Raw genomic sequence first — 14,068 nt, forward strand, 5'->3', positions numbered from 1 at the left:
TGTACATTTTTGTACAATAATAATATATTAATAGAATAAAAACCTATTTAAAAATATGAAAATCTTAGCTATTGATGTTGGAACAGGAACTCAAGATATACTAATTTACAATAACAAAAAAGAGCTAGAAAACTCAATTAAATTAGTTCTACCTTCACCACACATTTACATTTCCCAACAAATTAAAGAAATTGAAAATGACATTTATTTTGACGGAGAAATTATGGGTGGAGGAAAATTAAAAAGAAGTATTCTTGAACATATAGATAAAGGTTATGACGTGGTAATGGAAGCCAATTGTGCTAAAACAATAAGAGATAACTTAGAACAAGTAAAATCCTATGGAATTAAAATAGCTGATGAAAATAAAAGTTATGAAGGATACAGTAAAATCCATCTAGGAGATATAAATATTAAAAAGTTATCTGAGTTTATATTAGGTTATGATTTGGATTTTGATATTGATAAAATAGCTATTGCTGTTCAAGACCATGGATACAATGAAAATATGGGAGACAGAGACTTCAGGTTTGAAAAAATCAGGGAAAAATTAAGTAAACCTATCGAACCTGAAAGCTTTGGATTTAATGGAAATGTTCCAGATTATTATTCCAGAATGAAATCTGTAGAAAAAACCCTTAAAAAAGAAGGTATTGATGAAACACCCCTATTAATGGATACTAAATTTGCTTCAATAGCTGGAATGTGTTATGATGAAGATGCTTCCAAATTAAATAGTTATATAGCTATTGACATTGGAAATGGACATACTACTGCTGCATCAATAGAAAATGGTAAAATCCAAGGATTATTTGAACACCATACTTCTAATTTAACTGGCGAATCATTGGAAAGATATATCAACAGATTAGCTAGTGGTGAAATTACAAATGAAGAAATATATAATGACCATGGTCATGGAGCACATGTGTTAAATCCTATATCCAAGTTAGAAAAAGTAATAGTTAGTGGTCCTAAAAGAGAATTAATTGAAAAAACTAATCTTGATTGGCATTATGCATGTCCAGGAGGAGATGTAATGATGACTGGAACAGTCGGGTTAATCAAAACTATTGAATGGAATGAATAAAAATGTATAAATTAGATTCTCATATACACTGTCAGTATTCTCCAGATTCTTCTACAAAAATAGATGATATAATAAAAAAATCTATTAAAGACCATATTGACATCATAGCTATTAGTGATCATAACACAGTAGAAGGATCTAAAATTGCAATTGAAAAAACAAAAAATATTGAGAATCTTCTTGTAATTCCATCTATTGAAATTTCATCTTCAAAAGGCCATATTCTGGGGTTTGGCTGTGAAGAGATTGTTCCAAGAGATTTAGAACCTGAAGAAACAATTGATAAGATTCATGAACAAGGAGGATTAGCTATTATTCCTCATCCTTACTGTTTTTATAGACATGGATTATTTTGTAAAAGTAATCCTTACGAATTAAATTTTGATGCAATAGAAAGTAAAAATGCTCGTTTTATTGTTGGATGGTGTAACTCTAAAGCAAAAAAACTAGCTATTAAAAATAACATGCCTCAGTTAGGAGCAAGTGACTCTCATTATATTGATTTTTTAGGTGATTGTTATAGTTTAATTGATTGTGAATTAAATATTGATAGTGTTTTAAAATCTATCAAAAAAGGTCAAGTAGAAGCTCATGGAAAAGGAACTTCAAATATAAAATTATCAAAATATCTATTTGACAAACATGTTCGTAAATTATATTAAAAAAAAAGATAAAAGAAAAAAGAAGTAAATTTACTCTTTTTTTACTAATTTTATTGCTATAGTGGAAACGTTTGTTTTTTCGCCGTTGTAAGTGTCTATTTGTTCTGTAGCAATACTAATATCCTCAACATCAGTGTTTGGAATAAATCCATTCCTAACAATTTCTGCAGTGTCTACAGCACGACTAATAGCTTTACCTCTTGCTTTAAGAGATATTTTGTCTGCTCCACCATTGAATTGTGTTACTACTGCTAAAACATAGTTCATTACTGGTTTACTGCCAATAAAGATAATACTTTCATCCATAGTATCATGACTCCATATAGACTTTATTTCAGTTAAATGTATAGTTTTTTTAACATATAAACATTACTTCAACTAATTTTTTTCCATCAATAATATTTTGTTAATAGAGTCTAACACCGCTAATATACTAGCCATTATAACATCATCATTAGTTGCTCTACCAGTTGATTTATTACCTTCACCATCAGAAGAAATAACAAATACTTCAGCTAATGCATTAGTTCCACCAGTAATAGCTTCAAGATTATATTCTTCAAGTTCAATATCCATTGTATCTTGAATTAATTCCCTTATTGCATTAATAGCTGCATCAACTGGACCTACACCAGTACAGGATGTTTCTTTTAATTCGCCATTAATATTTAACTTAACAGTAGCTGTTGGAGATACAATTGCTCCAGATAATATTCCTAAACCTTCAAGTTTAATAGGAGTTTCTTTAGCTGAACTTATTTCAGTTATAGCAATAGCTCTTAAATCATCATCAGTTACTGTTTTACCTTTATCTCCTAATGCTTTAATTTGATTAAATACGCTTTGGAATTGTTGTTCAGTTAAATCAATATTATATTTTTCTAATTTAGCTTTTAAAGCATTAGCTCCAGTATGTTTTCCTAAAACAATTCTTCTTGAATGACCAACAAGTTCTGGAGAAATTGGTTCATAGGTTAATGCATTATTTAACACACCATGAACATGAATACCAGATTCATGTGCAAATGCATTAGCTCCAACAATCGGTTTATTAACAGGCATTTTAATACCAGTAATACGACCTACAAATTCAGATAAACTGTATAATTGTGTTGTATCAATATCCAAGTCAATATTGTAAGCTGCATGTAAAGCTACAATAAGCTCCTCAAGAGGAGCATTACCAGTCCTTTCCCCCATACCATTAACAGTTACATGAGCTTGATTTGCTCCACATTCAATAGCAGTTAATGTATTTGCAGTAGCTAAACCAAAATCATTATGGAAATGAACACTAATCGGAGTAGTGTACCTTTCTTTAAGAGAGGTAACTAATTCTTTAGTTATAACAGGAATTAATACTCCAACAGTATCCGGAACATTTAAAAAGTCTGCACCAGCATCTACAACAGCATCATAAACATCAAATAAATATTCACGTTCAGTTCTTGTTGCATCTTCTGCAGAAAACTCAACAGTCAAACCATGGTCTTTTGCATATTCAACAGATTCAACAGCTGTTTCGATGATTTTTTCTTTAGACATTTTAAGTTTATAATCTCTATGCAATGGAGAAGTGCCAATAAAAGTATGTATGTAGTCCAATCCGGAATCAAGTACAGCATCAATATCTTTTTGTACACTGCGAGCTAAACCTAAAACTGTAGCATTCAAACCTAATTCATTAAGTTCTTTTGCAGCTTTTCTTTCACCATTTGAGGATACTGGAAAACCTGCTTCAATTTTATCTACACCAAGTTTATCAAGCTTTTGTGCAATCTGAATTTTTTCGTCAACTGTTAGTGCAACTCCAGGAGCTTGTTCACCGTCTCTAAGAGTTGTATCAAAAATATGAATTTTATCAGCTAAATTCATATTTTCTTTTTTTAATGTCTCGATGTTTTTACCATACATAATTAAAACTTCCCATTTTAATGTAATTAGTATTACTTCTTTTTAAATATTTAAAGTTTATCTTTTATTATGTTTTTTAACAGTTTTAACCACAACAACAATTACAACTAAAATTACAACTAAAATAGCTAATGAATAATATAGATATTCTGCTGTAGGAACTTCATTTTTATCAATGTTTAATGAATAAACATGTCCACTATGATCTGCAAAGAATAAACTGTTTCCATTAATTACAGGAGAGGAAGTTATTTCTGAATTAAATAAAACAGTACCTGGATTATAAGTAAATTCTTCTTCACCAGTGTATTTATTTAATACATAACCATTTCCATCATTAGAACCGAATGCAATTAAATCTTCTTTCATAGCAGGAGTTGACTGAACTGGAGCACCTGTAGCATGACTCCATTTAAAAGTTCCATCTCTTAAATCAAGACAGGTTAAATTACCTTCATCAGAACCTATGTAAACATTATTATTATATTCATCAACACATGCAGACGATTTAACTTTATTATTTAAATCATAATCCCAACATAAATCTCCAGTTGTTTCATTTAATGCATATACAGAATCATCATCAGAACCAATTATAATTTTACCATCAGCATATGTTGGAGAAGAATAAATAGCATCTCCTGTAGCATATTGCCAGGTTATATTTGTATTATTTATATCTATACAGTAAACATTACCATTAGTTGAACCAACATAAATTGATCCGTTAACAACAACAGGAGAAGAGACTATTTCATCATCACCTAAATCTGCTTCAAAAGTTTTATTACCATCAGCTACATTAAATCCATAAACATTACCATTATCACAACCAACATAAACAGTTTCATTATCAACAAAAGCTGCTCCTTGAATAGCTTCTTCAGAAGTATTATATTTCCATAAAATATCTTGTGAATCAATATCAATAGCTTTAAAACTTTCATTATTTCCTACAAATACTGTATTGTTACTTACAACTGGTGTTGCATTACTATCTCCTTTTAAACTAAATGACCAGTCTTCAGTACCATTTTCCATGTCAATTGCTTTTAAAATTCCTTCTTGTGAAACAACATACATATAATCTCCATAAATTGCAGGTGAACCTACAACTGGAGATTCCATATTAAATACCCATAAATTTGTAACAAAATCTGAATTATCATTTAAATATCCTGTGTGATTTAAATTACCCTGAAATGTGTTCCAGTCGATATTTGCACCTGATATTGGACTGATACATAACATGCAAATTATAAATCCAATTGCTAATTTGTTATATTTAGACATTATTTTAACCTCCTCAAATATCTCTATTAAATCTTTTAACACCAATTATAAAGAATAGTGCTGTGAATCCTAATAAAATAACTAAATCCAACCATACATCCCCTAAACTTTGACCTTTAATCATTATTCCCCTCATTGCATCATTAAGATAGGTTAATGGGAATAAATAAGCTATTTTCTGTAAAATCCAAGGCATAGTTTCAACTGGATAAAATACTCCAGAAACAAACATCATAGGCATTGAAAATGGCATAGCTATTTGAGTATAGTCTTCCTGAGTATTTGTTCTTGCAGATAACATAATACCAAAACCAACAAAACATAAAGCTCCAAAGAAAAGAACAACAAATGTCTGTACGATTCCACCTTTAATACTTACATCAAAGAATACAATAGCCATTATAATTAATATAAGTGCTCTAACTAATTCAATTACAAGTTTAGATGCAATTTTACCTCCAACTACAGTTGCGATTGATGTTGGAGTCATGAATAATCTAGCTAATTCTCCAGTTTCACGTTCTCCTGCTATTGATGCTCCCATACCCATCATACAAGACATCATAACAGTCATTCCTAAAATTGCAGGTACTAAAAAGTCAATATATTTAATATTACCATATATTTTGTTAATATGAAGTGCAATATCATCTTTAAAATTATCAAATGAATGACCAATAGAATTTGTAACATTTGCACTTTGAGTGTCAGTAGCTAAGGAAGTTTGATTAATAGTGGCATTACTGTTTTCTAACTCTTGTGATGAAGGACTAGCAGTTATTGCATTAGCTGCTTCCATATTTGATAATTTAGCAAATATTCCTTGAGTTACACTTTCTAAAGTAGATGAAGCCATTTGATCAGATGAATCCAGATACAGTGTAACTGCTTTTTGAGAGGCATTACTATCATAGTTCTCAGGCAGTATAATAGCTGCTTTTACCTCTCCACTATCAACCCGCTCTTTTGCATCATCCACATCATCCATAACTTCTATTACCTTATACTGGTCTGTTGTTTTAATAGTATCTAATGTTACATCAGTTAAATCACCATGACTTTGAGAAACAACCACTACTGGTAGATCAGTCATGTCTCCTCCCATACCATAACCAAATAACAAAATCATGATAATAGGAAATGCTACAATAGAAATTAATCTTGGAGGGTGTCTTTTTAAACTTAAAAGTTCTTTTTTAATCATCCAGGCAAATTTTCTAAGCTCTATCATCTTCATTCACCTCTGCTGTAGCTTTAATAAATACATCTTCTAAAGATGGTTCTTGAGTATATATAGATTTAACAACTCCACCTGCTGAAATAATATCTTTTAGAACATCATTAACAGCATTATCATCAAAATTATCAATTCTTAAATTAAAACGACCATTTTTAGCTATTTCAACACCATGTACTTTTGGGTTAGCTTGAATAGCTGAAATAATTGAGTCATTAGTATCTTTAAGTAAAAATGACATTTTCTTTAAGTTTAAAGTTTCAATGTCCTCTTTAGTTGACCTGTTTATTTCATTTTCACTTGAAATATCACTTAAAGTATTTTTTATTTTAAGTTCATGTTCTTCTTTTTCTTCTTTTAAAAGAGAATCTTTAAGACCTTGTGGAGTATCATAAGCTACTAAATTACCAGTATTTATAATTCCGACATTATCACAAAGCATATCTACTTCATACATGTCATGAGAACATAAAATAATAGTATTTCCTTCATCATTTAATTCACGAATTAAATCCCATAATGTTCTTTTAGTAGTTGGGTCAAGACCGATTGTTGGTTCATCTAAAAATAATATTTTAGGTCTATGTACTAAACTAGCTACAAGAGAAGCTTTTTGTTTTTGTCCACCAGATAATTGACCTACTCTTTTATTTCTAGCATACTTAATATCTACTAATTCCATTAATTCTTCAATACGGTCATGTTTTTCATCAACTGGAACACCATAATAATCAGCACATAATTCTGAATTTTCCTGAACTGTTAAGTCTTTATATAAACTAACCTGTTGAGGAACCATACCTAATAAATTCCTCACTTCATTTGGATTTTCCTCAACATCATATCCTCCAACCTTAGCCTGACCAGAAGTAGGTTGAATCAAACATGTAAGCATTTTAATTGTTGTAGTTTTACCTGCCCCATTTGGTCCAAGTAATCCAAAAATACTTTTTTCAGGAATCTGTAAATTTAAAGAATTAACAGCAGTGAAATTTTTATAGACCTTTGTAAGATCTTTAGTTTCAATTGCATTCTTCATTGTTTTCCACCTCATTTTTTCCATTATTTGACATGTCTTCAATAAAATTTAACCAAAGAGGGCTGTCAAGTAAGTAAGCAAATTCATTTTTAAAGTTATTAAGTAATATTTCACCTTCACAAGTAAGAGTGTAATATTTAACACGTTTATTGTTACTAACTCCCCATTCCCCCTTAATAATTCCATGTTTTTCTAATCTCCTCAAAATAGGATAAATCTTACTGGAATTTGTTTTACTAGATTCATTAGAACTACAAGATTCAAAAAATTCATCTAATTTCTTCATAATTCCATAACCATGGATTCTTTCATTACTAATAATCCATAATATAATAACATGAGTTAAACCATTAGAAAAGTGTTTTAAAATCTTATTTGAAATATGATCAACTGTTTCTTTACGTTTAAACATCGGTTAACTCAAACCTCCTATTTGTTATTTAAAAAAATTATATATGTAAAAATTTGATATATAACAAAATAAAATATAGATAATTATAATATATAAATATAACTTTCAATTTAAAAAAAAAGAATATTAGAAATCTATAAAAATAATTTCTGAAATTTTTTCAATAACATAATCTGTTTTATTGATTAATTTTGGAGAAACTTCCTCCTCTTGCTCAATTGTTAAAACAGACACATCTGCATTATTAAATGCTAAAATATCATTAAGCCCATCCCCTACCATCATGACTTTATAATTTTTATTTTTTAAATCCTGAACAATTTTACATTTTCCTTTTGGAGAAACAGTCCCAAATGCATGACTTTTACTAACATTTAAAATCTCAGCTAACTTATTAATAGCACCTTTCCTGTCCCCAGATGCAATATAAATTTCAATACCTCTTGAGTGTAAAATTTCAACTGTATCTTTAACTTCAGAAAATAATTTCCCTGCAGAAGTTATAGTATAAGCTATTTTCTTTTTATCAATATCAATAATTACTGCAGAACCATTACACAGTTCCATTCTAGGAATTTTCTGCTTTAAAATAGGAAAACCATCAGTAATATCACAAATAGTAGCCTGATTTTCATTTTCTAAAATTTCAGCAATTTCATCAACACTAGTTTCACAACTTGTAAAACTAACATCAAAATCAATATTGTACTTTTTAATCACATCAGAAATTAAAATATTACTATCTAAATTCAAAAGACAATTTGTATTAAACTGAAGAACAACCAAAGCTAATGAATCCATAGAATCAATTAAATGAAGAGAATTAACATCAGTAAATAATTCACCTGTTGAAACATCTTTAATAACCCTATAACGCTCAAGTAAAGTTCCTGAATTATCAAACACAATAGCTTTTTTCATTTTGAACCCTCAACATAGTTGTTTATTACATATAAAATATAATTTATAATATATTAAAAATATATCCCTTATATATGCAATTAATCCATAAATTCTCATATTTCACTAAATAAGCTTTAATCAACTAATTTATGACTCTATTGGAGTTCTTTCTACTTTTTTTAAAAAACATTAACAACTTATATAAACCTTAAAAAATAAAATATTACTTATTATATATTATTATGATTATTCAGGTGTTTTAATGAATGTTATTGAAAAATTAAATTCCATTCAAAATAAAGAAATGACTGCTAAGGAGAATGTAGAAAACTTCATTAAAGTTATTGATGAAAAAAATGAAGAATTAAATATTTTCTTAGAAGTTAACAAAGAATCTGCTTTAAAACAAGCAGAAGCTATTGATGAAAAAATAGCTAATGGAGAAGAAGTCGGATTTTTATCTGGTTTAGTATTCGCTGTTAAAGCAAATATTAATGTTGAAGATTACATTATATCTGCAGCTTCAAAAACATTAGATAACTACTTCGGAAGTTACAATGCTAGTGTAATTGATAACATATTAGCTCAAGATGGAATCATTCTTGGTATTACAAACATGGACGAATTTGCAGCAGGAAGTTCAACTGAAAGTTCATGTTTCGGACCTACTCAAAACCCTGCAGCTCCTGGAAAAATCCCTGGAGGTTCCAGTGGAGGAAGTGCTGCTGCAATAGCTGCAGACATGTGTGACATTGCAATCGGTTCAGATACTGGAGGTTCAATTAGGAATCCTGCATCACATTGTGGAGTTATTGGATTTAAACCAACTTACGGTGCAGTGTCAAGACAAGGATTACTTGACTTATCAATGAGTTTAGATCAAATTGGACCATTAGCTAATGATGTTAGTGGAATTGCACTTACTTTAAATGCAATATCTGATTATGATGAAACAGAATGTACAACCTTAAAAGGTGAAAGACCAAACTTCACCAGCGTACTTGAAGATAACTCCCTTGAAGGAATGAAAATAGCAGTCTGTAAAGAATTTATTGATGTTACTGATGATGAAATCAACGCAACTGTAAATAAAGCTATTCAAAAATTAGTTGACGCTGGAGCAGAACTTGTTGAAGTAAGTTTTGACCATATTGATTTATGTCTCCCAACCTACTACCTAATTAACTATGTAGAATTCTTTTCAGCTACCAGAAAATACGATGGAAGAGACTACGGTTACAGAATAGAAGAAGTCTGTGGAGAAGAAGTATTAAGAAGAATTGAAATCGGTTCTTACATTTCACAAAAAGAATACAGTGGAAAATTCTATAAAAAAGCACTTCAAGCAAGATCACTTATTAGAGATGAAATCAATGCAATGTTAGAAAATGTTGATTTAATTGTAGGACCTACAGTTCCTAAACTTCCTCACAATATCGGTGATGAATTAACCCCTATGGAAATGTATGCATACGATGTATTAACTGTAATAGCTAACCTTGCAGGAATTCCAGCTGCAAGTATTAAAGCTGGAGAAGTAGAAGGCATTCCAGTTGGTTTACAAATCCAAGCAAAACCATTAGATGATTTAAAAATCATTAAAGCAATGAGTGTTTTCGAAAAAGAAAATTAATTTCTTTTACTATTTTTTATTTTATAAAAAAAATAAAAAGGAAAATTAATTATTTTTTCCTTTTAAAACCTATAACCGAACCAATAATTGCTATTAATAAAATAGCTATTGGAATTCCAGTAGATTTCAGTTGAACATTATTATTTTGATTTATTGTTTTATTAGTACCTTGTAATGAAATATTCTCATTGTTACTTGAAGCAATATTCGAGTTTTGACCATGTGTGGCTGATTGGTTGGTATTGTTCTCACTTGTCATGTTGGATTCTCTTAACTGAGTAATATTTTCAAGTCGGGTAGAATCTCCTATGAATTTAATTAGATTACTCTCCATTATTTGAGTAATGTAATGTTTTTCACCATTAACTTCCCAATATCTTGATCCATTATCATATTTAATAAAATATTTTGTTCCATTATTTATTATGTATTCATTCCCATTTTCATCAATTGGATATTCATCAATATAATATCTATTAAAATAGGTTCCTTTAGTTAAATAATATTTTTCACCATTAACCTCCATATATTTTAATCCATTATCAGACTTAAGAAGATATTTTGTTCCATTTTCTATCATACATGGATTTCCATTTTCATCTACAGATTCATTAACAAGATAATTCTTATAATAATAACATTCCTTATCAATTTGATAATATTTTTTACCATTTTCCGTGTATTTAACTGGATACTGACCATGAGTTGTATTTATGTACTCTTTACCATCTTTAATTATTATTTTTGGAACATTATTTGGAATATTGTTTTGCCTAATATTTTGTATTAGACTATTTTCATCATTACTTGAAGTATTATCTGTGTTGTTACTAATGTAATTATTTTGTGTTTGAGATTCATTCGTAAGTACTGTTTTATCAGTTATGTTGTTTTCTTGTGAAATCGCATAAGTTCCAGAAACTAAACATATTCCAATTATTAAAATTAATACTCCAAAGAATATTTTTTTCATAATCTCACCTATTAAATTAATATATTATTTATAGCATATATATTTTACATCATCATATTTTCAAGTTTATTAAATCTGGAATTATTTGTTCCATTAGACAATTTTTATTTAATAACGATGAATCTCTATTTTTATCCAACGAAAAGCTTATTCCCTCACTATTTGAATATATAACAATGACACATGCTGTTATGTGGTAATTATTTTGAGGAAGATAATTTTTGTTTCCTATATACCTACATTCTGACATTTTTGTGTATACTCCATTATTTGATGTTGCAGCAGAGTTATCAACAGTTATCCATATTCCATCAACTAATATTTGACCAATTTCATGACCTCCACCATTATTATTCTCTAGTGAAAGATATCTTGATCCATATCCTGCAATTCTTGATAGTGATACAAATACATTAGTTTGGTCAACACAATTTCCACCAAATGATAAAAGTGTGTTTAAAGCACTTTTACTGGTGCCTTTGTAAAATTCATAATTTATTGAAGAAACATATGAATTAACAGAAATTACATTTTCTAACTTATCATTATAACATGTTAAATAATTAGATAATTTAACAATATAATCATTATTCACATCTGCAATAATATTACTTGTAGAATATCCTGCCATTTGTAAATATTTTGTAGGATTAATCCAATCACTTTCTGAAAATGAGTAATTTCCATAATTCGTATGAAAAGTATAATTTTCATAATTTAAATCATAAACATTGTTTGCTATGTAAAATAGTTTGTATACATTTGTTGGTTTATATAATGTTCCTATACTAGTTCCTGCGAAGCTAGCAGTTATAGGATAAATGTTAGGGTTTTGGAAACGTATGGTGATACTTGCAATTCCATTACTGTCAGTTGTCCGTGTGTATTCCACACCATTTACGTAAAATATTATATTTTGATTAGCTAAATTAGCATTAGTTTTTTTATTTTTTAACTGTACTTTAAATACATCATTAGTCCACAATGTTGTGTTTAATGGATTTATTATAGTTTCTAATCCGTTGTTTGCTGCGTTGATTGTTAGTGTTCTTGTTTTTTCCAGACTTCCATAACTTGATTTAACTGTATATGTTCCAGGATTTAGGTTTAATGTGAATTTAGCTATTCCTTGTTTATTGGTTGTTGAAGTATATGTAGCTGAATTTATAGTTAAACGTATATTTTTATTAGGTATAGGTAATCCATTGTCTTCAGCTAATTTAACCTCATAAACTCCTCCTTTTTGAATATATTTAGTAATTGGAATTAAAATAGGATTACTATAACTGTGAACCATATCATGATAAACATAAATCGAGTAACCTAAATTTAAACCATTTTCCATAACTGTTATAGTATAAATGTTAGGATTTAAATTAATATTTATCTTTGCTATTCCATTACTGTCAGTTGTTCTAGTGTAAACTACACCATTAATATTAAACTGCACCTGAACATTGGTTTTGGGATTACCTTGTCCGTTTAATATTTTAGCTTCAAATGCTTTAGACTCACTTTTGAACTTAACCATAATATTACCAACAATAGTAGATAAAACCGTTACAGTATTACTCATTTCCAACCCATCATTGGTGTTGGTGGTTGTTATAGTGTATTTTCCAGGGTTTAAATTAATAGCAAGTGTAGCACGACCATTAGAATTAGTAGTACGAGTATAAATAACACCATTAATATTAAATTTAACATCAGTATTAGCCATTGGCTGACCAGCACCATTTAAAATAGTGACACCATATGAACTATCATTTTTATAGTATTTAACTAGATTATTACTTATTATAGTGGATAATACTGTGATTTTATTAATTACACTTGAATCATCAAATGTATTAATGGAAGTAATGTAATAAACACCAGGACGTAAATTAATATTAATACTTGCAACACCATTACTATTTGTTGTACGAGTATAAGATTGTCCATTGATTTTAAAAGTAATATCACTATTAACTAATGGCTGGTGGTTAGAATTAAAAAAAGTGGCTTTAAATTGGGATGAGTTTCTATAATATTTAGTCAAGTCACTACTTTGAATAGTAGAACTTTTGGTTTGTTGAGATTCATACTCCATTTCATAAATACTAGAGTCTATATAAGTAAAATCTTCATCAACAGGATCTAACAATTTCATATTTTCATCATACTGATTTCGATCAATATCTGTTGAATTAGTATCTGAAGCAAAAGCTACAGGAACCAACATCAAAAATATCAAAAGAAACATTAATATATTTAATCCTTTAATATTCATTTATTTCACCTCAATAAAAGTTTCATAATTACCGATGTGTAACTAATAGTATTTATATTCTTTTATTTTCCAATTAAACTGTTTGTTTAATTTTTTAGTTGCTTTTACAGCATTTTTTAGTTAACTGTTCACACTTAAAAGAAGATTAAACTGTACACTAAAAAAGAAGATTATTAAACACTTTTCAATGTATCATCAAATATAAAAAAGAAAAAAAAGTTATGATATTAGTTTAGTTTGATGCCTTTAACTTTTTTTAAATTCCTCATCAAAGCTGATTAAATTATGAATGTTATGTTTTTTCATTAATTAATATATCTAAAGTATTTCATTCATTCAAATTCCTTTTTAATTCAACTGAATTAATTTCTTTTTCTAAATGAAATGCTCCAATTAAATTTTTTATGTTTTTTTCTTTCTGAAGTTTATTTCAGGTTTTCCATCCTGGACATCCCATTCAATAACATGATCCCTATTGATATTGAATTTTTTTCTTATTTCTTTTGGAATGCTTGTTTGATAATTTCCGTATGTTTTAGAAGTAGCTAGAACCATGTTTTTCACCTCTGTAATAATTATGTTAAAATAATCTTATCTGTTAATATTAAATTCTATTATTTATTTTGAGAATATAATATTT

At 28.6% G+C, this 14,068-nt stretch carries 13 protein-coding genes; 3 read left to right on the top strand and 10 right to left on the bottom strand.

The genetic code is table 11. The features are described from left to right. The first annotated feature begins 55 nt into the window (after window positions 1–55). Together Q0984_RS08335 and Q0984_RS08340 are read left to right on the top strand one after the other, a co-directional pair. Window positions 56–1,090 carry a DUF1786 domain-containing protein gene (locus Q0984_RS08335; protein ID WP_299526356.1) on the top strand — a complete coding sequence of 345 codons (1,035 nt, stop codon included), beginning with the start codon at window positions 56–58 and terminating at the stop codon, window positions 1,088–1,090. Window positions 1,091–1,092: 2 nt separating this feature from the next. Then, window positions 1,093–1,752, top strand: a complete 660-nt coding sequence (locus Q0984_RS08340) for a PHP domain-containing protein (protein ID WP_299526359.1) — start codon at window positions 1,093–1,095, stop codon at window positions 1,750–1,752. Between the two features lie 30 nt (window positions 1,753–1,782). On the opposite strand, the gene albA is transcribed toward Q0984_RS08340, so the two are convergent. The 7 genes from albA to Q0984_RS08375 all read right to left on the bottom strand — a co-directional run bounded on the left by albA (window position 1,783) and on the right by Q0984_RS08375 (window position 8,568). Continuing rightward, the gene (albA, locus tag Q0984_RS08345) at window positions 1,783–2,058 is read right to left on the bottom strand and encodes a DNA-binding protein Alba (RefSeq protein WP_299526362.1); all 276 of its coding nucleotides are present in this window, start codon (window positions 2,056–2,058) and stop codon (window positions 1,783–1,785) included. A 72-nt stretch (window positions 2,059–2,130) separates the two neighbouring features. Then, the gene (locus Q0984_RS08350) at window positions 2,131–3,666 is read right to left on the bottom strand and encodes a 2-isopropylmalate synthase (protein ID WP_299526365.1); all 1,536 of its coding nucleotides are present in this window, start codon (window positions 3,664–3,666) and stop codon (window positions 2,131–2,133) included. A gap of 57 nt (window positions 3,667–3,723) precedes the next feature. After that, the gene (locus Q0984_RS08355; RefSeq protein ID WP_299526368.1) at window positions 3,724–4,959 is read right to left on the bottom strand and encodes a PQQ-binding-like beta-propeller repeat protein; all 1,236 of its coding nucleotides are present in this window, start codon (window positions 4,957–4,959) and stop codon (window positions 3,724–3,726) included. A 13-nt stretch (window positions 4,960–4,972) separates the two neighbouring features. Beyond that, the gene (locus Q0984_RS08360) at window positions 4,973–6,190 is read right to left on the bottom strand and encodes an ABC transporter permease (RefSeq protein WP_299526371.1); all 1,218 of its coding nucleotides are present in this window, start codon (window positions 6,188–6,190) and stop codon (window positions 4,973–4,975) included. Then, window positions 6,177–7,235, bottom strand: a complete 1,059-nt coding sequence (locus Q0984_RS08365; protein WP_299526374.1) for an ATP-binding cassette domain-containing protein — start codon at window positions 7,233–7,235, stop codon at window positions 6,177–6,179. Before Q0984_RS08365 ends, Q0984_RS08360 begins: the two co-directional genes overlap by 14 nt. Beyond that, window positions 7,219–7,647, bottom strand: coding sequence for a PadR family transcriptional regulator (locus Q0984_RS08370; protein ID WP_299526377.1), 429 nt, complete (start codon window positions 7,645–7,647; stop codon window positions 7,219–7,221). The genes Q0984_RS08365 and Q0984_RS08370 overlap by 17 nt, the downstream gene beginning before the upstream one ends. A gap of 126 nt (window positions 7,648–7,773) precedes the next feature. Next, window positions 7,774–8,568, bottom strand: a complete 795-nt coding sequence (locus Q0984_RS08375; protein ID WP_299526380.1) for an HAD family hydrolase — start codon at window positions 8,566–8,568, stop codon at window positions 7,774–7,776. A gap of 244 nt (window positions 8,569–8,812) precedes the next feature. On the opposite strand from Q0984_RS08375, the gene gatA reads away from it, so the two are divergent. Further along, window positions 8,813–10,183: an Asp-tRNA(Asn)/Glu-tRNA(Gln) amidotransferase subunit GatA gene (gatA, locus tag Q0984_RS08380; protein WP_299526383.1), complete on the top strand. Its 1,371-nt coding sequence runs from the start codon at window positions 8,813–8,815 to the stop codon at window positions 10,181–10,183. Window positions 10,184–10,232: 49 nt separating this feature from the next. Here gatA and Q0984_RS08385 read toward each other — a convergent pair whose 3' ends face one another. The 3 genes from Q0984_RS08385 to Q0984_RS08395 form a co-directional block, all read right to left on the bottom strand. Then, on the bottom strand, window positions 10,233–11,156 hold the full coding sequence (locus Q0984_RS08385; RefSeq protein WP_299526386.1) for a hypothetical protein: 924 nt from the start codon (window positions 11,154–11,156) through the stop codon (window positions 10,233–10,235). A gap of 52 nt (window positions 11,157–11,208) precedes the next feature. Then, window positions 11,209–13,428: a transglutaminase domain-containing protein gene (locus tag Q0984_RS08390; RefSeq protein WP_299526389.1), complete on the bottom strand. Its 2,220-nt coding sequence runs from the start codon at window positions 13,426–13,428 to the stop codon at window positions 11,209–11,211. Between the two features lie 402 nt (window positions 13,429–13,830). Beyond that, entirely contained in the window at window positions 13,831–13,983 is a 153-nt protein-coding gene (locus tag Q0984_RS08395; protein ID WP_299526393.1) for an AbrB/MazE/SpoVT family DNA-binding domain-containing protein, read from the bottom strand. Window positions 13,984–14,068: the final 85 nt, after the last annotated feature.

Origin of the sequence: uncultured Methanobrevibacter sp., from assembly GCF_934746965.1 — an archaeon.
Taxonomy (GTDB): domain Archaea; phylum Methanobacteriota; class Methanobacteria; order Methanobacteriales; family Methanobacteriaceae; genus Methanocatella.

Excerpts from the sequence above, each read along its gene's own strand:
- Q0984_RS08335 (WP_299526356.1), top strand. The coding sequence starts at position 56 with ATGAAAATCTTAGCTATTGATGTTGGAACAGGAACTCAAGATATACTA.
- Q0984_RS08340 (WP_299526359.1), top strand. The coding sequence starts at position 1,093 with ATGTATAAATTAGATTCTCATATACACTGTCAGTATTCTCCAGATTCT.
- albA (WP_299526362.1), bottom strand. The coding sequence starts at position 2,058 with ATGGATGAAAGTATTATCTTTATTGGCAGTAAACCAGTAATGAACTAT.
- Q0984_RS08350 (WP_299526365.1), bottom strand. The coding sequence starts at position 3,666 with ATGTATGGTAAAAACATCGAGACATTAAAAAAAGAAAATATGAATTTA.
- Q0984_RS08355 (WP_299526368.1), bottom strand. The coding sequence starts at position 4,959 with ATGTCTAAATATAACAAATTAGCAATTGGATTTATAATTTGCATGTTA.
- Q0984_RS08360 (WP_299526371.1), bottom strand. The coding sequence starts at position 6,190 with ATGATAGAGCTTAGAAAATTTGCCTGGATGATTAAAAAAGAACTTTTA.
- Q0984_RS08365 (WP_299526374.1), bottom strand. The coding sequence starts at position 7,235 with ATGAAGAATGCAATTGAAACTAAAGATCTTACAAAGGTCTATAAAAAT.
- Q0984_RS08370 (WP_299526377.1), bottom strand. The coding sequence starts at position 7,647 with ATGTTTAAACGTAAAGAAACAGTTGATCATATTTCAAATAAGATTTTA.
- Q0984_RS08375 (WP_299526380.1), bottom strand. The coding sequence starts at position 8,568 with ATGAAAAAAGCTATTGTGTTTGATAATTCAGGAACTTTACTTGAGCGT.
- gatA (WP_299526383.1), top strand. The coding sequence starts at position 8,813 with ATGAATGTTATTGAAAAATTAAATTCCATTCAAAATAAAGAAATGACT.
- Q0984_RS08385 (WP_299526386.1), bottom strand. The coding sequence starts at position 11,156 with ATGAAAAAAATATTCTTTGGAGTATTAATTTTAATAATTGGAATATGT.
- Q0984_RS08390 (WP_299526389.1), bottom strand. The coding sequence starts at position 13,428 with ATGAATATTAAAGGATTAAATATATTAATGTTTCTTTTGATATTTTTG.
- Q0984_RS08395 (WP_299526393.1), bottom strand. The coding sequence starts at position 13,983 with ATGGTTCTAGCTACTTCTAAAACATACGGAAATTATCAAACAAGCATT.